The sequence below is a fragment of the Vannielia litorea genome (assembly GCF_019801175.1).
Classification (GTDB): domain Bacteria; phylum Pseudomonadota; class Alphaproteobacteria; order Rhodobacterales; family Rhodobacteraceae; genus Vannielia; species Vannielia litorea_B.
Genome location: NZ_JAHVJR010000001.1, coordinates 1,915,225 through 1,934,758 on the forward strand (window position 1 = coordinate 1,915,225; position 19,534 = coordinate 1,934,758).

The window sequence follows — 19,534 nt, forward strand, 5'->3', positions numbered from 1 at the left end:
CGCGACAGAGGGTGGGCGAGGAGAATGCTGAAGCTCTATGAACGCGTCACCCGGGCCGCGCTCCACCTTGCCGACCCCTATGTCCACGGGTCGCGGGAGGCACCGGCGGGCAGCGTCTGGCCCTACCTGCGCTCGCATCTGCGCCCGTTGCGGCTTGTGCTGGTTCTCAGCCTGATCGTCACCGCGCTCACCGCCACCATCGAGGTTTGGCTGATCGGCTATGCCGGGCGATTGATCGACATGCTGGCCGAAACCGCGCCGGCCGAGATCTGGGCGGAGCACAACGCCAGCCTGATCTTTGCCGCCGTGATGATCATCGCCCTGCGTCCGCTTGCGCAATTTGCCCGCTTCGCGGTGAATGACATCGGATTTTCCTGCAACATCGCCAACCTCTTTCGCTGGCGTGCCTACGACCATATTTCTCGGCAATCGGTGGGTTGGTTTCAGGAAGACCTTGCCGGGCGTACCGCCTCGCGTATCGTGCTGATGGGCAACTACGCCTCCGACACGCTCTATCAGTCGCTCAACGCCGTGGCCTTCGGGCTTGTCTACATGGTTGGGGTGGTCACGCTGATGGCCAGCACCGACATCCGGCTGGCCATTCCGCTCTTCGTCTGGCTGGCGCTCTACATCGGGCTGATGGCGCTGATCGTGCCGCGCATGGTGCGCGCGATGGAGATCTTCATGGCCTCCAAGTCCGCGCTGCTCGGCAAGGTGGTGGATACGTTTTCCAACTTCGACACGGTCAGTCTTTTCGCGCGGCGCCACGAAATGGAGGCCGATTACCTCGCCTCCCTGGAAGACACCCGCGAAACCCTGTTTCACGCCCGCCAGATCGGGCTGGCGCTGCGTACCGTCACGGTCTGGCTCGAAGGGGTCATCATGGCCGGGATCGTCGGCTACGGGATCTGGCTATGGGCGCAGGGTGGCGCGACCATCGGGCTGGTCAGCGCCGCTGTAGCGCTGTCACTGCGGATCACCACAATGGCGGAATGGGTGCTTGAGGCGATCTGGCGTATTTTCGAGCAGGTCGGCTCGATCCGCGAAGCATTGCGCACGATCGCTCAGCCTCTGGTGATCCCGCCGGTGAAAGATGCGCCGGAGCTGAATGTAAGCGCGGGCGAGATTGTGGTGGAGGGTGCGCGGCACCACTACGGCAAGGAGCGCGGCGGGCTGATGGGCATTGATCTGAGGATCGCGCCGGGCGAGCGGGTGGGCCTTGTCGGACCTTCCGGGGCGGGCAAATCCACTCTCGTCAACCTGATCCTGCGGTTCTACGAACCCGAGGGCGGGCGCATTCTGATTGACGGGCAAGACGTTGCCGGGGTGGACCTCGAGAGCCTGCGCCGCGCCATCGGCATGGTCAGCCAGCAGGCCGCGCTGCTGAACCGCTCGGTGCGCGACAACATCGCACTTGGCCAGTCGGACGTGCCCCAGGAGCAGATCGAGGCCGCTGCCCGCGAGGCCCGCGCCCATGAGTTCATCTGTGAATTGCAGGACAGCAAGGGGCGGCAGGGCTATGACACCAACGTCGGCGAGCGCGGCGTCAAGCTTTCGGGCGGGCAGCGGCAGCGGATTGCGCTGGCGCGCGTGATCCTGAAGGACGCGCCGATCCTCATTCTCGACGAGGCGACCAGCGCGCTGGACAGCGAGGTGGAGGCCGAGATTCAGGAAGCGCTGACCCGCGTGATGCGCGGCAAGACCGTGATCGCCATTGCCCATCGGCTTTCGACCATCGCGGAGATGGACAGGATCGTGGTGGTAGAGGATGGCCGCATCGTGGAGAACGGCAGCCATGCCGAGCTGCTGGCGGCGGGCAGGCTTTATGCCAAGCTGTGGAACCGCCAGTCGGGCGGGTTCCTCGGAGTAGAGCCAGCAGAGGGGGATCCCGCGCAATGAAGCTGCGCCGCGCAAGCCGAGAGGATGCGCCTGCCCTCGCGCGGATCCACCGCTGCGCCCGGACGGAGGCAATGCCCTGGCTGCCGGTGCTGCATACGCTGGAAGGGCTGCAGCGTTATCTGCGCGACCGGGTTATCTCGGCGCAGGAAGTTTGGGTGGCCTGTGACGGCGAGACGGCGGTGGGTTTCATCGCAATCGATGGGGACTGGATTGACCATCTCTACATCGCGCCGTCACACTGGCGTCAGGGGATCGGAACGGCGCTCTTGCAGAAAGCGAGGGCCGCTTCGCCTTTCCTCCAGCTCTGGGCCTTTCAGGGCAACACCATGGCGCGCGCCTTCTACGCCCGCCACGGCTTCGCGGAGGTCGAGTTGACGGATGGGGCGGGCAACGAGGAGCAGACGCCGGATGTCCGGATGGAGTGGCAAGCGCTGACTGGCTAGAGGATCGCCCTGAAGCCGTCCGTATGGATCAGCGAAGGGCTGAGGTCTTCCAGCCGCAGCACGCCCAGCATCCCGAGGTCGGCTCTGAGTTGGGTGCGCATCAGCTCAATCGTGTGGGCCACCCCCGCCTCGCCCGCCACAGCGGCGGCGTAGTTCATCGGGCGGCCAAGGAAGGTAAAGGCGGCGCCCAGCGCCATCGCCTTCAGGATATCAGTGCCGCGCAGGATGCCACCGTCGATCATCACCGCCATGTCGCCCGCCCGCTCCAGTGCCGCACCGAGCACGCGGAGCGGTGCCACCGCGCCGTCGAGCTGGCGGCCGCCGTGGTTGGAGAGGATCACGCCCTGTGCCCCGAGCGCCTTAGCACGGGCCACGTCATCGGGGTGGAGGATGCCCTTCAGAACCAAGCGACCTTTCCAGAGCTTGCGGACCTCGGCGAGCAGTTCCCAGCTAAGAAACTCACGGCCCGAGAAATCGCGCACGGCTTGACGGGAGAGCAACGGGGCACCGCGCGTGGCAGTGGCGTTCTCGAAGTGGGGCGGACCGTTCTGGATGTAGGTGCGCAGGAAGGTGCCGAGTGCCCAGCGCGGGTGCGTGATGCCCTGCCAGAGCAACGCAGAGTTGGGGCGGATTGGCGTCCGGTAGCCTGAGCGCAGGTTGTTCTCGCGGCTGGGCACCACGGCACTGTCGAGGGTGACGACGAGGGTTTCGACCCCGGCGCGGGCAACCCTATCGAGGAGCGCCGAGATATCGCTGAGGTGCTGTGGGAAGTAAGCCTGATACCAGACGTCAGGGGCCTCTGCCGTGATTTCCTCCAGCGGGATCAGCGAGGCTGCGCTGACGATCATGGGAATGCGCGCGCCGGGCGCGGCGCGGGCGAGCACAAGGTCGCCCCGGTAGGCGGTGAGGGCTGATACGCCCATGGGCGCAATGCCGAACGGCAGGTCGTAGTCCAAACCCATGACGCGGGTCGAGAGGCTGCGGCCAGACACGTCTACCCCCACACGAGGCAACAGGCCGATTTCGGCAAAGGCAGCCCGATTATCGGCCAGAGAGGCGTTGGTTTCCGCGGCACCCGCGACATATCCGAAGATCGGCCTCGGCAGATGGCGGCGCGCCAATGGCTCGAAATCCTCCAGTGCGTAGACGCGGGCAAGCGCCCTGCCACGGCCGATCATCGGGGTTTGGCTCTTTCAGGCGCGGTCATGACGGTCCTCCCTGAGCCTTCTTGTATCGCTGTGAACTCAGCAGCGCCAAGCCGATGAGGACAACACCAAGAAGACCCGTAACCGGCTCCGGCACATGCAGGACGGATTGGGCGAAGAGCGCGAGAGACAGGAAGAAGACGGAGTAGAACGCGCCGTGCTCCAGGTACCGGAATTGGGCGAGTGTCTTCTTTTCGACGATCATGATCGTGAAGGAGCGCACGTACATCGCGCCGATGCCAAGACCGATGGCTATGAGAAAGAGGTTGGTCGTCAGAGCGAAGGCACCGATGACGCCATCAAAGGAGAAGCTCGCGTCGAGCACTTCGAGGTAGAGAAAGGCCCCGATCCCACCCTGCGCCGCGAGCTTGGCTGTGTCGCCCTGCTCGCTGTCGAGTATGTGCCCCACGACGTCGACAGCCGAGAAGACCAGAAGGCCGAAGAGCGCGCCGAACACGAAATCGGCTTTCACCCCAGCAGGCAGGACGAAGGCGAAGCCGACCACCACCAGCAGGACCAACGCAGTTTCGAAACCACGGATCGCGCCGTAATCGGCAAGGCGACGTTCGAGCCACTGCACCCAGTGCACATCCTTGCCCTCGTCGATGAAGTAGGTAAGCGCAACCATCATCAGGAAGGTGCCGCCAAAGGCCGAGATCGACAGATGTGCCTCTTCGATGATGTGGGCATAGTCGTCTGGGCGGTTGATGGCGAGATCAAGCGCCTCCATCGGCCCGATCCAGGCCGCGGTGCAGACGACTGCGAGCGGGAAGACGATGCGCATGCCAAAAACGGCAATCAGGATGCCCCATGTTAGAAACCGTCGCCGCCAGACCTCGGACATGGTGGAAAGACGGTTTGCATTAACCACTGCGTTGTCGAACGACAGCGCAATTTCCAGCGCAGCGAGGATGGCACCGAGGACGAGGAAATTTAGCAGACCGCCCAGCGTGCCCGTCACACGCCAGCCAAGCCAGGCCGAAAGCACGAGGCCCAGCACCGTCACGACGACGGGCCACAGGAAATAAGAGCGTAATGAGCGGCTTGGCATGTGGTGTCCTTGCGGGTTGTCAGCTGGACCGGCTGCCTTGCCGCTCCTTGTAACGCTCCTGTACCGCCGCATCGGTGGGCGGATAGAGCCCGATGATCGGCTGGCCCGCGCGGACTTGCTCCAGCACAAAGCTCTCGAACACTTCCATCGGCAGGGCCTCCGCCGCGATCTCGTCGGCCAGGTGACGGGGGATCACCATGACCCCATCGCCATCGCCCAGCAGGATGTCACCGGGGTAGACCGCCACCTCGCCGCAAGCGATGGGCAAGCCGATATCGACCGCATGGTGCTTGGTGAGGTTGGTGGGCGCCGATGGCTTGCCCGCGTAGACCGGCATAGAGAGCGCCGCCGCACCCTCCGCATCCCGCACACCGCCATCGGTAACAACGCCAGCGCAGCCGCGCATCTCGAGCCGGGTCAGAAGGATTGACCCGGCCGAAGCCGCGGAGGCATCGCCTCTGCAGTCCATCACCAGCACGGCGCCCTCGGGGCACTCTTCGACTGCCACACGCTGCGGGTGATCGCGCTCGCGGAACGCTTCGATCGGGTCGGTGTCTGGGCGCGCGGGGATGTAGCGCAGGGTGAAGGCGGGGCCGACCATGGTGGGCTTGCCGGGTGCCAGCGGCATGGCACTCTGGATATAGGCGTTCAGGTAGCCACGCATGTAGAGGAGTGTCGCCACTGTGGCGGTGCTGGCGCCGCGCAGTCGGTCCAGAGTAGCAGGGTCGAGCGCGATGCTTTCGGCGGGGGCGGGGTTGGCCATGATGGCTCCTTCTGATCCGGACGGTAGGGGGAAGAGAGGCCCTGTCCTACGCGCGGTCGAGCTTCAGGAAGTAGTCGTAGATCTCGGGCACGTTGCCCTCGCCGAGCCCGGCGACCACTGCAGCCTCCAGCGCGTGCGAGGTACCTTCGGCGATCTCTGCGCGGGTGCCGAGGTCTTCGGCCATCTCGAGGAAGTACCCCAGATCCTTGTTGGCGTTGTTGATCGAGAATCCTAGGTCGCTCACACCGTCGACCGCGTAGTTTTTGCAGAAGGCCATGAAGGGCGAGTTAGAGGGGCCGGTGGACATGATCTCGTAGAGCTGCGCCCGGTCGACGCCTGCCCGCTCGGCCACGGCGAAAGCCTGGCTCATCGTGCAGACGGTGGTCATGCCCATAAAATTGTTGATGAGCTTGGTGGTATGCCCCGCGCCCAGCGCACCGAGGTAGAAGACGTTCTCGCCTTGGTCGTCGAGCACCGGCTTGACCTTGTCAAAGGTCTCGCGGTCTCCGGCAGCCATGATGTTGAGCAGCCCGTCTTTGGCGTGAGCAGGTGTGCGACCCAACGGCGCGTCGATCATGCCGGCGCCCATGGAGGCGAGGTCGGCGCCGATGCGGCGGGTGGAGGCCGGGATAGAGGTGCCGAAGTCGATCACCACCGCGCCCTCCTTGATCCCGGCTATGATACCGTCGTCACCGTACATCACCTTCTCGACCACGTCGGAAGTGGTGAGGCAAAGCATGACGATGTCGACACCCTTGGCCAATTCGCGCGGCGTTGCGGCCTCGCGGGCATTGCCGCGATCGATCACCGTTTTCACGGCGTCCTTGTTGAGGTCCATCACGACCAGCTCGTAGCCGCGTTTTTGCAGGTTCTCGACCATGTTGCCGCCCATGAGGCCGAGGCCGATGAAGCCAATGACAGGTTTGGACATGCTGTGCACTCCCTTGGATTTATTTGATTTTTTCGGATTCAGAGGAAATCTTCACGATGTGGCGTGAAGACATCCAGCAGCGTGCCTCCCTCCAAGCAGCGAGCGCTGTGGACAATGTCGGGCTGCTTGTAGAGCGAGTCGCCCGGGCCAACCGTGTAGACGGTGCCGCCGACGGTGAACTCGAACTTTCCAGAGATCACATAAGTGATCTGCTCATGCGGGTGATTGTGCGGCGGAAAGCTAGCGCCCTCCTCGAAATGCACCTCCACGATCATCGCATTCTGAGCCCAGGCCCCTACCCTGCGGGTCAGCCCCTCGCCAGCGGGCACTGTCTCGCCCTCTGCAGCAGGAAAGTGATTTTTCACTGTCATCGGCGTGGTCTCCATGGTCAGGTATTGGCGAGCTTCTTCATCACCACTTTGAAGGTGTTCTCTTCTGTGTCGGTGAAATAGAGGTCGGCGTCATAGCCCTGGTCGTCGAGGAAATTGAAGATCCGTTTGGGCTCGCTCAGCCGATAGGGCACCAGCAGAGTGGCGATGCGGTGCCGGGTCGCGGCGGGGTACTCGGCGTGCAGGCAGGTGCTGACCGGAAGGCCCTCGTAATCGGCCGGGTCCACGCCCGGAAAACCGGTTTCCTGTGTCAGCTGCGGCTTGCCTGCCTCTGACCAGACGACCTGGCCGTAGAATCCAGCACGTGCTCCGGTGTAGCGGAAGCTGGTCTTTCCCAGCTCATACTCACCGTTGGCATGGAGCAGGAAATCCACCGTAACAGGCTCTGAGGCATCCACCTTGTCGACGATCACGAAATAGCTGTTGCGGACGAAGTAGACCTCACGTTCGGCAAGGGTCACCTCAGGCGAGAGGCTCTGATAGGCCGCTGTGGCGTCGCCCTTGATGTAGATGTGATCCTCGCGCTGCTCGGCGGCAATGATCCGGCCGGTCGCGGCCATAGCCTTGGCCTTGTCCTTCTCGGCATACTGGCCCTTGCCATTGACCAGGATGGCGTTCTTTGACCGGGTCTGACGCCGCCACTCGCGGTGCATCGTGGAACCGAAGGCCACATAGTACCCCGACTGGATCGCCAGATCCTCGCCGTAGGCTGCCATGCAGAAGGCGTTCTGGTCGCCATGGCTGTGACTGATCGAGCCGAAGCGGGAGGACTTGAACACGAACTGGATATGTTCGTCGGGGTCGGCCATCGCGTGCTGGATGCCGACCCAGCCGATGCCGCGGAAGTGGCGGAAGCCACTCTCGGGCGCGGTCGCTTCGATCTGTGGATAATCGGTCAGGTAGGTCAGCTCGTCGAAGTTGGTGTCCCACCAGCCCCAGTTGTAGAATGCGCCCTCGGTGCCCGGGTTCAGGCGGGCCAGCTCCTCGTGGTACCACTGGTAGGCGCCATTGCCGGTGATGCCCGCATACTGCCGAAGGTTGATGCCGGTCTTGATGCAGGGCAGATCGCCCTGTGTGCTGTCATCGCCAAAGGTGGCACGGCGGGTGTTCGGAGCTTTGCAAAACAGCGGGAAGTCGCCGGTGTTGCGGAAAAACGGGCGTTGGTAGAGGTCGATTCCGGCGAAGCTCTTGAGGCGGTTGGCGGCCTCGATGAGATAGGCCATGCCCATCATCCAGTAGTTCGTGCCCTCGGCCCAGCCGCCGTCGGCATCGCCCCAGGGTGAGTAGACCCCCGCGAGAAACTCGATGCAGTAGTGCAACCACTCGCGCGCGTCATCGGCATCGTCATCGCCCAGCAGTGCGATGCAGGCGGGGATAAGTGTGAGCGAGACGGAGCGAACTGCGTGGCTGTCGTAGGGAAAAAGGTGGATCTTGGCGTTGATGATCGCGTGCTCGGCGATGTCGCGGGTGCGCTCCAACAGCGCCGCGCGCACCTTGGCGCGCTCCTCCTCGGTCATTTGGTCATGCAGCCAGTCGTAGCCCCAGGCCAGAGCGTTCGTAACGCGATAGGCCCATTCGTCAGTATAGGCACGCGAAGTCACACCCATCGGGTCCCAGCTTGCGGCTTCCAGCAGCCACGCCTTGGCGCGCTCCAGCATAGCCGCATCGCCAGTCACCTGGCCGCCGATGGCAAGGTGGCGCACGGCATAGAGCAGTTCCTGCAAGTCGATGTATGTTTGCCGCCAGACCGGCGCGGTGCGCTGATGACCGGGGTAGCCGGCGGGCTCGGTCATCACCTCCCGGTCCATCCATGGTAGTACTGATTTTTCGTAGAAGGTAGCCCAGGTGCAGTGGTCCGGGTCGGCCTGGACAGCCTTGCGGAAGTCCTTAAGCCGGTCGGGGGTGAGCCAGAGTCGGGGGTGGGCGGTGGTGGCGCCCTTCAGTCGGTCCCCTCGAGACGGCAGCGGACTTTCGGGCAGTCCCTGCCCCACATTGAAGCTGCGTACGGTACTCCAGCTGGTGGTGGGCTCGCCGGTGACGGGGTCACAGACGGCGTAGCACCAGTGCCAGGTGCCGGGCTCCAAGACAGCGTTGGGGGTGAAGAAGTTAAGCGGCACTTTGGCGAAGGTTAGCGTCGCCTCAGCAGAAAATTTAGGATCCCGCGAAACACGCAGCACGTAAGTGGCTTCGTCTTCGATCACCGGCAGCCAGGTGAAACGCGGCGGGTTCTCTACAATCTCGCTCTGAGCTTCTGGCGCATACTGGATCGTCAACCGGCCGGCCTTTGGTTCATCGAGTTCAGAGATCGTCGTAGCGGGCATCGCTGGTCTTTCTGTCTGGCGAAATGGGTGTGGTGGCGGGCGCGAAACTTGGGAGATCGCACCCGCCGGGCTGAGGGGAGGATCAGCCGTACTGGCGTGCGTAAGCCTGATTCATCACGTCGAGAACTTCCTGAAGGCCCATGTTGTTAAGGGTTTCCACATAGGCATCCCAGTCGGCCTTGATATCGCCGGACCCGAGGATCCACGCCTGCTGACGCTCCAGCATGTAAGTCTGGATCGAAGGATAGTACTTGTCGTAAACTTCCTGTTCCTCCTTGTTGAAGGAGACGCCAAGGAACTGTTCGACGAGCAAATCTTCGGTGTCGTAGAGTTCAATGCCCTCACGCGCCGAGTCACGGGTCCACTGCCATTCGTAGCGATAGTCCTGCGGATAGCCGCGATAGACCTGCGCACCTTCAAGATACATCTGGCTATTCACCGGCTGACCCGACTCGAGAACTTCAGGCTTGTAGATCGGCTGGCCATCGACCATGTCCCAGGTCTTGCCCTCAACACCGAAATTGGCCAGCAACGCACCCTCTTCAGAGAACCAGAAGTCGAAGTACTTGATGGTTTCGACTGGGTGCTCATTGGAGTAACTGATTGCCCAGCCATCTGGCTTCATGGGAATGCGTCGGTTCTCTTCCATCCGAACTCCGGCAGCCGATTTCGGCGGCAAGAAGGGGATGAAGTTGAAGCCTTCGACCTTGTCTGCAAGCGCAACGTTGTAGCCGGATGTGGAAGCGAACCAGTCGTGGGTCATGCCGCCAAGGTTCTCGCCCAGCAGGTAGTCACGGGCGGAGGATCCGCGAGTGAAGACCTCGGGGTCGATCAGGCCCTCTTCGTACCACTTGGCCAAGTTGGCAATCGCATCACGATAAGCCTCCTGCGCGTAGGGGTGCGCGACTTGGCCATCCTTGAGGTAGAACTGGTGATAGACATCGGCGCCAGTCGAACGCGCATCCCATAGCGTGACGAGGCGGATCAGTTCCTCCCAGTCACGAGCGAAGAAGGGGATCTCGTCTTTTTGGCCGTTGCCGTTGGGGTCCTGATCACGGAAGGCCACTAGAACGTCGTAAAGCTCCTCGACGTTGTCGGGTTGCTCGAGGCCCAGCGCGTCGAGCCAGTCCTGCCGTACGAACCAAGCCCGTGCATATTTACCGTCGGGCAGATACGGGATGTAGTAGACGTTGCCGTCGTAGGCTTGAATGGCGCTCCAGATGTCAGGGTGATCTTCGAACCACGCCTTGATGTTCGGGGCGTGCTCCTCGACCAAATCGTTCAACGCCACGAAAGCCCCTTGAGGGCCATATTCATTCACCGGCTGCCGGATGTTGGCCCCGCCAACGATGTCGGGCAGTTCGCCGGTGGCCAGAAGCAGGTTCATCGCCTCGGAGTTATCGGCGGTGTTGCGACCGGAAGTCTTGTCGATCAGGTGAACGTTGGTCTTTTCCCGCGCAACCTCCTCAACGGGATAAATCTTGGAGGTGTCCCCGCCGGGTCCGTAGCCCTGTGCACGCGCCCAGTGCATGTGAATCGTCAGTTCCAATGGCTCATCGACAATCGGCAGATGGCTCTCGGCGAAGGCTGGTGCCGTCATGGCCGTGGTTCCAAGGATGGCAGCCGCCATAGTGAAGGTCCGCATGGTTTTCCTCCCGTTTGCGAAAATGGTGTTTGAGGGTTTGGTCATTCCTTCACTCCGCCCAGCAGGATGCCCTTGCTGAAGTATTTCTGGAGGAAGGGGTAGATAAGCAGGATCGGGATGATCGAGCACACGATGATGGCCGCGCTCACTGTCTCGAATGAATAGGCCGAAGTGAGTAGCGTGTTGGCAAACTCTTCGTCGTCTGAAAGCTCGACGATGACCTTGCGCAAGTAGACCTGGAGCGGGATCTTGCTCTCGTCCTGCAGCAGCACCATGGCCCAGAAGAAGCCGTTCCAGCGCGAGACGATGCAGAACAGCGCAACAGTGGCGATGGCGGGCTTCGCAAGTGGAACAAACACCTTCCACAGCACTTGGAACTCGTTGGCGCCATCCATCCGGGCTGCCTCTTCGAACGACTGCGGGATGCCCTCGAAGAAGTTGCGCAGCAGGATGATGTTGAAGCCGTTGACGGCGAAGCCGATTATGATGCCGAAGTAGCTATCAAGCAGCCCAAGGTCGCGCATGTTCAGAAAGAACGGGATAAGGCCAGCGTTGAACCACATGGTGAAGGCAACCATCAGGTTCCAGAAACGCCGTCCGTAGAGCTGTGGCCGCGACAGGGCATACGCGCCCGGTATAATGAACGCGAGGCTCATCAGTGTGCCGCCGATGGTGTAAATGAAGGTGTTGGCGTAGGACGACCAGAACAGTGGCTCGGAGAGCACCTGTTTGTAGGCTTCGATGGTGAACCCTACCGGTGTCAGCACCACGTTGCCCGCCCGCGCTTCGAAGCCAGTCGAGAGCGACAGCGAGGCGATGTAGATGAACGGGTATAGCGTGGAGATCGTGAACAGCGCGATCAGCACCATGTTGACGATCACGAAGAGCTTGTCGCCGCGGGAGTAGAGATTCATGTTGGTCATGGCTCTTTCCCCCTCACCAGAGCGACGTGCGCGAGTAGCGCTTGGAGATTGTGTTGGCGGTCATCACCAGAACGAAGGCGACCACGGCATTGAACAGGCCGGCTGCGGCGGCGAGATCGTATTGCCCGCCTTGGATGCCCTGTCGGTAGATGAAGGTGTTCACCACGTCGGCGGTCTCGTAGGTGGCCGGCTGGTAGAGCAGGATGATCATCTCGAAGCTCACCTCGAGCATGTTGCCGATGCGGATGATGAGCATGATGATGATGGTGGGCATGATCGACGGGATGGTGATCTTCCACATCATCTGCCAGCGGCTCGCGCCGTCGACCACGGCGCTCTCGTAGAGCGTGGGCGATACGCCCGCGATGGCCGCGAGGTAGACGATCGACTGGAAGCCCGCCTCCTGCCAGATGCCGGTGCCGACGAAGATCGGGCGGAACCACTCGGGCTTGGTCAGGAAATAGATCGGCTCGATACCGAACCAGCCGAGCATGGTGTTGACGATGCCCGCCGAGGGCGAGAACGCTGTTATGACGATCCCCGCGATGATCACCGAGGAGATGAAGTGCGGCAGGTAGACGATGGTTTGCGCCGTCTTCTTGAACGTCTGCTTGAGGATCTCGTTGAACATCAGCGCCAGGATAATCGGCATGGGGAAGCCGAAGATCAGGCCGTAGAAGCTGATGATGACGGTGTTGCGCAGGGCGCGCAGGAACTGGTCATTGTTGAACAGTGTTTGAAAATGCTCCAGCCCGATCCAGGGGCTATCCGCGATTCCGCGAAAGATCGAGTAATCCTTGAAGGCAATCTGGAGGCCGTACATCGGCTTGTAGAGAAAGACGAGCAGCCAAACGATCGTGGGGATCAGCATCAGGTAGAGCTGCCACTCGCGCTTCAGGTGGTCACCCACCCGCACCATCCGGCTGGGCTTGCGGCGGCGCTGCGCCTCGGTGGCATCGAAGACCAGCTCTTCGGTAGCGGGCCCGGCAGCGGTGATAAAATTCGGGTCGTTGCTCATTGCTCCAGTACCTGACCGGGCAACGCTTCGCCGCTCTCGGCATCGAACACACGCACCAGGTGCGGCGCGATGGTGAAACCGCCGATGCCGTCGAGAATGCCCATCTGCCCCACCGTGTCGGTGCGGATCACGAAGGGGTCGCCCTGCAGGCTGGCGTGCACCAGCGCCTCGGAGCCGAGGGTTTCAACGAGATCGACCTCGATCGCGATGGACCCCGGCGCGCCGGCCTCCGCGACCTTCACGAACTCGGGCCGGATGCCGAGGATCACCTCGTTTCCAACCGCGTTCTGGAGCGCGGGCAACGGCTGAAGCGGTACCTGCTGACCATCGAACTCGGCCACCGGGCCGCTGTCGCCCGCCACCACGGTGGCCTTGACCATGTTCATCGGCGGCGATCCGAGAAAGCCCGCAACGAAGGTATTGGCCGGGTTCAGGAACAGCTCCATCGGTGTGCCGATCTGCTCTATACGGCCGTCGTGCATGACCACGATGCGGTCGGCGAGCGTCATCGCCTCGACCTGGTCGTGGGTCACGTAGATCGAGGTAGCGCCGAGGCGCTTGTGCAGCCGCTTGATCTCGGCCCGCATCTGGGTGCGCAGCTTGGCGTCGAGGTTGGAGAGTGGCTCGTCAAAGAGAAAGACCTTGGGGCGACGCACGATGGCGCGGCCCATGGCGACGCGCTGGCGCTGGCCACCAGAGAGGTCGGCCGGGCGGCGCTCAAGGTAGGGCGTGAGGCCGAGGATCTGGCCCACCTCCTCCACCGAAGCCGCGATGGCCTCCTTCTTTTCCTTCCGGATGCGCAGGCCGAAGGCGATGTTGTCGGCCACGTTGAGATGCGGGTAGAGCGCGTAGTTCTGGAACACCATCGCCACATCGCGATCCTTGGGGGCCACGCGGTTCACATGGCGACCGTCGATGGTGAGGTCGCCGTCGCTGATCTCTTCCAGCCCGGCGATCATCCGCAGGGTTGTGGACTTGCCGCAACCCGAGGGACCGACAAGTACGACGAATTCCTTTTCCTGCACCTCAAGGTCGATGCCATGCACCACCTGCACGGCGCCATACGCCTTAACGATGCGGTCTAGCCGAACTCCCGACATGTGCTCTCCTCCGGTTGCGCGGTCCCCGCGCGCCTCCTCTCGAACCGTCCGCCCCACGGGGCGCTGCAAAGCTGCGATTCGACCAATCTTGCAATCTGGTATACTAGTAATTTTTCTGGTATACTAGTCTTAATTCTGCAATACTAGTCGCGACTTACTTCGCGGCCTGCAGCTCTGACACCGCCAGCCGGTCAGAAAGACAGCGAATCTGGCGCGCCAAGAGGCACCGCCGCAATTGAAAGGCACGGGACATGGGCACTATGGAGGAGAGCGCACAGCAGTCGCCGATTGGCGAGTTCGGATTGAGCGACTATAAATCCATCACGCAAAGGGGGCAGCGAGGCATGCGCAACAACTTGGCAACCGATCGGCGCACCACGGTCGACGAGATTTTCGACCATCTCTTCGATGAGATCAGTTCGCTTCGGCTGCGCCCCGGCGACCGGATTTCCGAGGCGGAGATCGCGGCCCAATTCGGTGTATCTCGTCAGCCGGTTCGAGATGCTTTCACTAGACTTGCCAACTTGGACCTGCTGCTGATCCGCCCGCAGCGGGCTACCGAGGTAAAGCGCTTCTCTTCGCGAGAAATCGAGAAGTCTCGGTTCGTCCGCGCGGCCGTCGAATACGAGGTGCTTCGCCGCGCGTCGGCAAACGCCAGCCCGGCAGCACGGAAGCTTCTGGACGCCTGCCTGAAGCGCCAGCGTACAGCCATAGAGAAGGGCGACTATCAGAAGTTCGGGGAACTCGACTACGAGTTTCACCAGGCGCTCTGCGAGATCGCCGACGCAGGCTTCGCCTTCGAGGTCATCTCGATGGAGAAAGCCAAGGTGGACCGGCTCTGCACCCTTGGGCTCTCCAAGGAAGACCGGATGCCTCAACTCCTCGAAGACCACGAGGCCATCGCGGAGGCCATCTTGGCCGGGGACGCTGAGAGTGCAGTGGCGGCGGGCAAGCTGCACCTGTCGCGGCTGGATGCCACGATTGCCTCGATAGAGGCGACCAACGGCCACTACTTCGACCCCGACGGCAGCTGACCGGCGCGGCACTCTGCCGCTCCGAAGCTCCCCCCTACCCTCATCCGCCGCCCCGCGCGGCACTCCGGCACTGCCGGACAAGAGTTTGTCATGCGCACCCAAGCCCAGCCCCCCGCAGTGCCCACAACCCGGTCCGTCTTTCACCTCGCATGGCCACTGACCCTGAAGTCCATCATGCTGCACGGGATCGTCGTGATTGACGGTTGGCTTGTATCGTCACTGGGTGAAGGCGCTGTGGCGGTGCTCGGCCTTTCGGCTTCCATCGCCGGGCTGTTGATCGGATTGATCGTAGCCTTTTCCAATGCCACTCAGATCAGGATCGCGCAGGCGTTTGGGTCGGGTGATCGGGCTTTCCTGAAGTCCGCGCTGCTGTCGGGTCTGACCGTTAACTTTGGCGTCGTTACAACGGGCCTTGCGCTGCTTGCGCTTTTCGCCGGACCGCTGATCGACGGGTTGGCCCACAATGCCGACATCGCTTATGGGGCACGGGCCTACCTGAGCATTTTCGCCGTAGTCATCCTCGCAGAGGCGCTCGGCCACTGCCTCACCGGTTATTTCAACGGCTGCGGCGAAACCCGGCTTCCAGCACTGAGCTACATGATGGCTGTGCCAGTGAACATTGCGGTAAGCGTCGTGCTGATCCATGGCCACCTTGGCGCACCGGCCCTCGGCGTCACCGGCGCCGCGATTGGCAGCGCCGTTGCCTCAGTAATTCAGGTTGGTTTCTTGGCTGGACTCTTGCTATCGCGCGACCGGACCCTGTTGAGGGTCATCGGGTGGCGCAACGGCACCTACACCGCCAGCTTGCGCCGCCACTTCATCTTCTCGCTTCCGATTGCTGCCACTTTCGGCAGCGCGACCATTGCAATCAGCGTCTGCGGGTTGCTCTACGCCCGGCTTCCGGTGAACGACTTTGCTGCGATGACGATCATCATGCCCTGGGTGCAGGTGGTAGGCACGTTCGGCATGTGCTGGGCGCAAGCCACCGGGATCTATGTTGGACAGATGCTGGGCAGAAGCACACCGGGAGAGGTGCTTGACAGGTTTCTCCTGTCGGTGTGGCGAACGTCCTTCCTCGCCTCCAGCCTCGTTGCGGCGATCTACGCCGGCATCTGTCTCGCCAGCCCGTGGATCTATCCCGACCTGCATCCCGACACCCGTGCCACCTTGCTGAGTTTTCTACCCATCCTCATTTTCCTCCCCTTTCCCAAGGGCTCCAACGCGATTTGCGGCAATACCCTCCGAGCGGGCGGCGAAACACTTTATGTCATGCATATCTTCGTCTGGTCGCAGTGGCTCTTTCGCGTCCCCGCCACTGCCGCGGCGGTGCTGTGGCTTGATGCCTCCGTGACGGTGGTTTTCGCACTCGTGCTGGCGGAAGAACTCATCAAGTTTGCCCCCTTTCACCTTCGCCTCAGGCAAGGACATTGGAGGACCGGGACGATGGAAGATTGAGGCAAGACGCAGCTTTTGATTGACAGAATCTGGGATACTAGTATTGGATTCGAATGCGGGGTTTGCATTCGACGCACCCGCATCACCCCCTCTTCCGGCGGAGGGGAGCGGTAGATCCTTGCCGGAAGATGAAACAAGTCCGTTGACTCGGTTAATGTATTAGCCGTGGATTGCCTGAGGAGGAGATTGCGTGCGGCTCGAGAGCAGCACGGAGCAAGGCAAATTGGACCACTGCCCCCGCCGAAAAGCTTCACAGCATGGCTGAAAAGGGCAGGCAACCAAAGACTGGGAGGAAAATTAATGAACAAACACATCAGTACAACTTTCATCGGGGCGGCAACCGCCCTGACGGTACTCGCTGGCGCGGCCTCATCGGCTGAATGGCGGGGCTGGAACATCCATCCTGAGGGCTATCCGAACACTGTCGCGATGGACAAGCTCGCGGAGCTCGTGTCCGATAAGACCGGTGGAGAGATCACGCTTCAGATGTTCCACGGCGGAACATTGGGCGACCAACCGGACGCCATTGAGCAGGTGCGACTCGGTGGCCTGGAGATCGGCAACTTCAATCTCGGCCCGATCGGCCCGATCGCGCCTGAGGCCAACGTGGTTTCATTGCCCTTCATCTTCAAGGACGTGGATCACATGTTCCGCGTGCTTGACGGTGAAGCTGGCCAGAAGATTGCCGAAGGCATGACGGCCAAGGGGCTGGTGCCGCTGGCCTGGTATGATGCTGGCGCCCGTTCGTTTTATAATGCCGACAAGGCAATCAACGCCCCGGCGGATCTTCAGGGCATGAAGGTCCGGGTGATGAACAACGATCTCTACTCGGGCATGATCTCCGAGCTGGGAGGAAACCCCTCTCCGATGGCCTTTGGAGAGGTCTACCAAGCGCTAAAGACGGGCGTGGTTGACGGGGCCGAGAACAACTGGCCGTCCTACGAGTCAACCGGGCATTTCGAGGTCGCGGGCTTCTACTCACTGAGCCAACACCTGATCATCCCCGAGTGCGTCTGCATCAACGCCGACGTGTTCAACGGGCTGTCCGATGAGCAGAAGACCGCATTGAAGAAGGCCGCGCAGGAGTCGGCCGTACTGCAGCGCCAGCTTTGGAGCGAGCGTGAGGCCGCGAGCCGCGACAAGGTGGTGTCTGCAGGTGTGACGATGAACGAGATTGCCGACAAAGCGCCGTTCCAAGAGGCAATGGCGCCAGTTTACGACGCCTACCTCAGCGCCAATCCTGACCTGCGACCGCTGGTCGAGCTGATCCAGGCGACCGATTGAGCTGACCTGATACTCCAAGCCCGCCCCTCGACAGGGGCGGGCGCACTCTTTCAAGGGCTGCCCATGATTCCGTCAATGCATCGCGACACCCCGACATGGCTTGGCTGGTTCAATCGTAGCCTTGACCTAGTAGCCAGCCTCTGCCGGATCATCACAGGCGTTTCGCTGGTTGTGCTCACGGTGATTTTCGGCTGGCTCGTCTTCGGGCGCTATGTGCTCAATGCCACGCCAACCTGGGTCGAGCAGGTTGCGCTCCTGCTCATCATGGTGATCGCTTTCCTGGGCAGCGCAGTGGGCGTGCACGAGAACTCCCATCTCTCTGTCATGGCGTTGCGCACCGCAGTGCCCATGTGGATCCGCAATGCGCTGGTTGTACTGGCCGACCTGCTGCTTCTGGGCTTCGGCGCGTTGATGGCCTTTTACGGAGCGAAGCTGACGCTCTTCAAGTGGGGCTCAATGATCCCTCTTATCCAGATGCCTGAGGGACTCCGCTCGCTCCCGCTCACAATCGGCGGCGGCCTCATCGTGCTCTTCACCTTCGGCCACCTGCTCCGCTTCGCATTGGGTCAGGACTGGCGCAAAGACCTCATTCAATAGGACCCCGTCGACATGGGAATTTTCGTTCTGCTGGGGATGTTCGCTCTCTGCGTGGCCATTGGTGCGCCGGTGGCCTTTGCCCTCGGCATCTCCGCCATCGCGGCCTTCTGGTTCGAGGGGCTGCCGCTGATGATCGGCTACCAACGCATCATCGCCGGGATCAACGTTTTCTCGCTCATGGCGATCCCCTTCTTCATCTTCGCGGGCGAGCTGATGTTTCACGGCGGCATTGCGATGCGGCTGGTCAAGTTCGCCTCCGCGGCGGTGGGTGCCGTGCGCGGCGGGCTCGGAATCGTCAACGTCTTCTCGTCGATGCTCTTCGGCGGCATCTCCGGCTCTGCGGTGGCCGATATCTCTGCGCTCGGCTCGATCCTGATCCCGGTGATGAAGGAAAAGGGCTATGACGCGGATTATGCGGTGAACGTTACCGTCACCTCCTCGATCGCGGGCATCGTCATTCCACCCAGCCACAACATGATCATCTATGCCATTGCGGCGGGCGGTGGCATCTCGATCTCTAAGCTTTTCATGGCAGGCGTTGTACCCGGAATGCTGATGTGCCTCTGCCTCGCAGTGGCGGCCTATGTCGTGGCAGTGCGACGCGGCTATCAGGCCGAGGTGTTCCCCGGCTTCGCCTCGCTCTTTCTGAGCTTCATCGCCGCCCTGCCCGGCCTGTTTACCGCAGTCATTATCGTGGGCGGTGTCCTCTCTGGCATCTTCACTGTCACCGAGTCCGGGGCGTTCGGCGCGATCTATGCTTTCGTTGTAACCCTGCTGGTCTATCGCAGCTTGACATGGAAGAGCTTCGTCACCGCAGTGAAGAGCTCGGTCCGAACCACCGCGATGGTGATGATCCTGATCGCCTGTGCCGGGGCCTTTGCCTACATGCTCACCTTCTACCGGGTGCCCGACAAGACCGTGACCTTGCTCACCGCGATCACCGAGAACCCGATCCTGATCCTGATCCTGATCAACGTGGTGCTGCTGGTGCTCGGGATGATCATGGATATGGCGGCGCTGATCCTCATCTGCACGCCTATCTTCCTGCCGGTGGCTTACAGCATCGGGCTGGACCCCCTGCAGTTTGGCATCATCCTGATGATGAACCTCGGCCTCGGCCTATGCACGCCGCCGGTGGGCGCCTGTCTCTTTGTGGGCTGCTCGGTCGGGCGGCTGCCAATGGAGCAAGCGGTGAAGACGATCTGGCCGTTCTACCTGGCCATACTCGTGGCGCTGATGCTGGTGTCCTTCGTGCCGGGCATATCCCTGACACTCCCGGGGTGGATTGATATCTAGCGGAAACCTTCGTCTTGCGGATAGATAACTCGAACACTCGTGGAGCGATCTTTCAGCTGGGAATAGTTGCCGCTGTCGCTAAGAATTGGATCACGAACAAGGTTTCGAAATTTGCCTCTCCCGTCAGCACGATGAAAAATCATGCTAGGAAATACCGTAAGCAAAAATCCGTCCGGCGCC

At 61.8% G+C, this 19,534-nt stretch carries 17 protein-coding genes; 7 read left to right on the top strand and 10 right to left on the bottom strand.

Features of this window, described 5'->3' with window-relative positions; translation table 11 throughout:
- The first annotated feature begins 24 nt into the window (after positions 1-24).
- Both KUV38_RS09465 and KUV38_RS09470 read left to right on the top strand, forming a co-directional pair.
- Positions 25-1,899 (top strand): ABC transporter ATP-binding protein, encoded by a 1,875-nt coding sequence (locus KUV38_RS09465; protein ID WP_222469807.1) that lies wholly within the window; start codon positions 25-27, stop codon positions 1,897-1,899.
- Entirely contained in the window at positions 1,896-2,342 is a 447-nt protein-coding gene (locus tag KUV38_RS09470) for a GNAT family N-acetyltransferase (RefSeq protein ID WP_222469808.1), read from the top strand. Before KUV38_RS09465 ends, KUV38_RS09470 begins: the two co-directional genes overlap by 4 nt.
- Here KUV38_RS09470 and KUV38_RS09475 read toward each other — a convergent pair.
- The 10 genes from KUV38_RS09475 to KUV38_RS09520 form a co-directional block, all read right to left on the bottom strand.
- The gene (locus KUV38_RS09475) at positions 2,339-3,520 is read right to left on the bottom strand and encodes an alpha-hydroxy acid oxidase (RefSeq protein ID WP_222469809.1); all 1,182 of its coding nucleotides are present in this window, start codon (positions 3,518-3,520) and stop codon (positions 2,339-2,341) included. The genes KUV38_RS09470 and KUV38_RS09475 overlap by 4 nt on opposite strands.
- 25 nt (positions 3,521-3,545) lie before the next feature.
- Positions 3,546-4,598 (bottom strand): DUF475 domain-containing protein, encoded by a 1,053-nt coding sequence (locus tag KUV38_RS09480; RefSeq protein ID WP_222469810.1) that lies wholly within the window; start codon positions 4,596-4,598, stop codon positions 3,546-3,548.
- A gap of 19 nt (positions 4,599-4,617) precedes the next feature.
- The gene (locus tag KUV38_RS09485; protein WP_222469811.1) at positions 4,618-5,361 is read right to left on the bottom strand and encodes a ribonuclease activity regulator RraA; all 744 of its coding nucleotides are present in this window, start codon (positions 5,359-5,361) and stop codon (positions 4,618-4,620) included.
- A 46-nt stretch (positions 5,362-5,407) separates the two neighbouring features.
- Positions 5,408-6,292, bottom strand: a complete 885-nt coding sequence (locus KUV38_RS09490; RefSeq protein ID WP_222469812.1) for an NAD(P)-dependent oxidoreductase — start codon at positions 6,290-6,292, stop codon at positions 5,408-5,410.
- Positions 6,293-6,330: 38 nt separating this feature from the next.
- Entirely contained in the window at positions 6,331-6,663 is a 333-nt protein-coding gene (locus KUV38_RS09495; RefSeq protein ID WP_222469813.1) for a cupin domain-containing protein, read from the bottom strand.
- 17 nt (positions 6,664-6,680) lie between these two features.
- On the bottom strand, positions 6,681-9,002 hold the full coding sequence (locus KUV38_RS09500; RefSeq protein WP_222469814.1) for a DUF4962 domain-containing protein: 2,322 nt from the start codon (positions 9,000-9,002) through the stop codon (positions 6,681-6,683).
- An 82-nt stretch (positions 9,003-9,084) separates the two neighbouring features.
- Complete coding sequence (locus tag KUV38_RS09505) at positions 9,085-10,692, bottom strand: extracellular solute-binding protein (RefSeq protein ID WP_261385189.1); 1,608 nt, start codon at positions 10,690-10,692, stop codon at positions 9,085-9,087.
- A complete protein-coding gene (locus KUV38_RS09510; RefSeq protein WP_222469815.1) occupies positions 10,689-11,570 on the bottom strand; it encodes a carbohydrate ABC transporter permease in 882 nt (293 codons plus the stop codon). Before KUV38_RS09510 ends, KUV38_RS09505 begins: the two co-directional genes overlap by 4 nt.
- 13 nt (positions 11,571-11,583) lie before the next feature.
- Positions 11,584-12,588: an ABC transporter permease gene (locus tag KUV38_RS09515; RefSeq protein ID WP_222469816.1), complete on the bottom strand. Its 1,005-nt coding sequence runs from the start codon at positions 12,586-12,588 to the stop codon at positions 11,584-11,586.
- The gene (locus KUV38_RS09520) at positions 12,585-13,688 is read right to left on the bottom strand and encodes an ABC transporter ATP-binding protein (RefSeq protein ID WP_222469817.1); all 1,104 of its coding nucleotides are present in this window, start codon (positions 13,686-13,688) and stop codon (positions 12,585-12,587) included. Before KUV38_RS09520 ends, KUV38_RS09515 begins: the two co-directional genes overlap by 4 nt.
- Positions 13,689-14,044: 356 nt before the next feature.
- Here KUV38_RS09520 and KUV38_RS09525 point away from each other — a divergent pair, with 356 nt between their 5' ends.
- From KUV38_RS09525 to KUV38_RS09545, 5 genes are all read left to right on the top strand, one after another.
- The gene (locus KUV38_RS09525) at positions 14,045-14,722 is read left to right on the top strand and encodes a GntR family transcriptional regulator (RefSeq protein WP_261385499.1); all 678 of its coding nucleotides are present in this window, start codon (positions 14,045-14,047) and stop codon (positions 14,720-14,722) included.
- 90 nt (positions 14,723-14,812) lie between these two features.
- Positions 14,813-16,177, top strand: coding sequence for an MATE family efflux transporter (locus KUV38_RS09530; protein ID WP_261385190.1), 1,365 nt, complete (start codon positions 14,813-14,815; stop codon positions 16,175-16,177).
- A 300-nt stretch (positions 16,178-16,477) separates the two neighbouring features.
- Complete coding sequence (locus KUV38_RS09535; protein ID WP_222469820.1) at positions 16,478-17,461, top strand: TRAP transporter substrate-binding protein; 984 nt, start codon at positions 16,478-16,480, stop codon at positions 17,459-17,461.
- Between the two features lie 75 nt (positions 17,462-17,536).
- Positions 17,537-18,058: a TRAP transporter small permease gene (locus tag KUV38_RS09540; RefSeq protein ID WP_222469821.1), complete on the top strand. Its 522-nt coding sequence runs from the start codon at positions 17,537-17,539 to the stop codon at positions 18,056-18,058.
- Positions 18,059-18,070: 12 nt separating this feature from the next.
- Positions 18,071-19,354, top strand: a complete 1,284-nt coding sequence (locus tag KUV38_RS09545) for a TRAP transporter large permease (protein WP_222469822.1) — start codon at positions 18,071-18,073, stop codon at positions 19,352-19,354.
- Positions 19,355-19,534: the final 180 nt, after the last annotated feature.

Excerpts from the sequence above, each read along its gene's own strand:
- KUV38_RS09515 (WP_222469816.1), bottom strand. The coding sequence starts at position 12,588 with ATGAGCAACGACCCGAATTTTATCACCGCTGCCGGGCCCGCTACCGAA.
- KUV38_RS09540 (WP_222469821.1), top strand. The coding sequence starts at position 17,537 with ATGCATCGCGACACCCCGACATGGCTTGGCTGGTTCAATCGTAGCCTT.
- KUV38_RS09500 (WP_222469814.1), bottom strand. The coding sequence starts at position 9,002 with ATGCCCGCTACGACGATCTCTGAACTCGATGAACCAAAGGCCGGCCGG.
- KUV38_RS09510 (WP_222469815.1), bottom strand. The coding sequence starts at position 11,570 with ATGACCAACATGAATCTCTACTCCCGCGGCGACAAGCTCTTCGTGATC.
- KUV38_RS09505 (WP_261385189.1), bottom strand. The coding sequence starts at position 10,692 with ATGACCAAACCCTCAAACACCATTTTCGCAAACGGGAGGAAAACCATG.
- KUV38_RS09495 (WP_222469813.1), bottom strand. The coding sequence starts at position 6,663 with ATGACAGTGAAAAATCACTTTCCTGCTGCAGAGGGCGAGACAGTGCCC.
- KUV38_RS09475 (WP_222469809.1), bottom strand. The coding sequence starts at position 3,520 with ATGATCGGCCGTGGCAGGGCGCTTGCCCGCGTCTACGCACTGGAGGAT.
- KUV38_RS09465 (WP_222469807.1), top strand. The coding sequence starts at position 25 with ATGCTGAAGCTCTATGAACGCGTCACCCGGGCCGCGCTCCACCTTGCC.
- KUV38_RS09545 (WP_222469822.1), top strand. The coding sequence starts at position 18,071 with ATGGGAATTTTCGTTCTGCTGGGGATGTTCGCTCTCTGCGTGGCCATT.
- KUV38_RS09490 (WP_222469812.1), bottom strand. The coding sequence starts at position 6,292 with ATGTCCAAACCTGTCATTGGCTTCATCGGCCTCGGCCTCATGGGCGGC.
- KUV38_RS09535 (WP_222469820.1), top strand. The coding sequence starts at position 16,478 with ATGAACAAACACATCAGTACAACTTTCATCGGGGCGGCAACCGCCCTG.
- KUV38_RS09480 (WP_222469810.1), bottom strand. The coding sequence starts at position 4,598 with ATGCCAAGCCGCTCATTACGCTCTTATTTCCTGTGGCCCGTCGTCGTG.
- KUV38_RS09485 (WP_222469811.1), bottom strand. The coding sequence starts at position 5,361 with ATGGCCAACCCCGCCCCCGCCGAAAGCATCGCGCTCGACCCTGCTACT.
- KUV38_RS09520 (WP_222469817.1), bottom strand. The coding sequence starts at position 13,688 with ATGTCGGGAGTTCGGCTAGACCGCATCGTTAAGGCGTATGGCGCCGTG.
- KUV38_RS09530 (WP_261385190.1), top strand. The coding sequence starts at position 14,813 with ATGCGCACCCAAGCCCAGCCCCCCGCAGTGCCCACAACCCGGTCCGTC.
- KUV38_RS09470 (WP_222469808.1), top strand. The coding sequence starts at position 1,896 with ATGAAGCTGCGCCGCGCAAGCCGAGAGGATGCGCCTGCCCTCGCGCGG.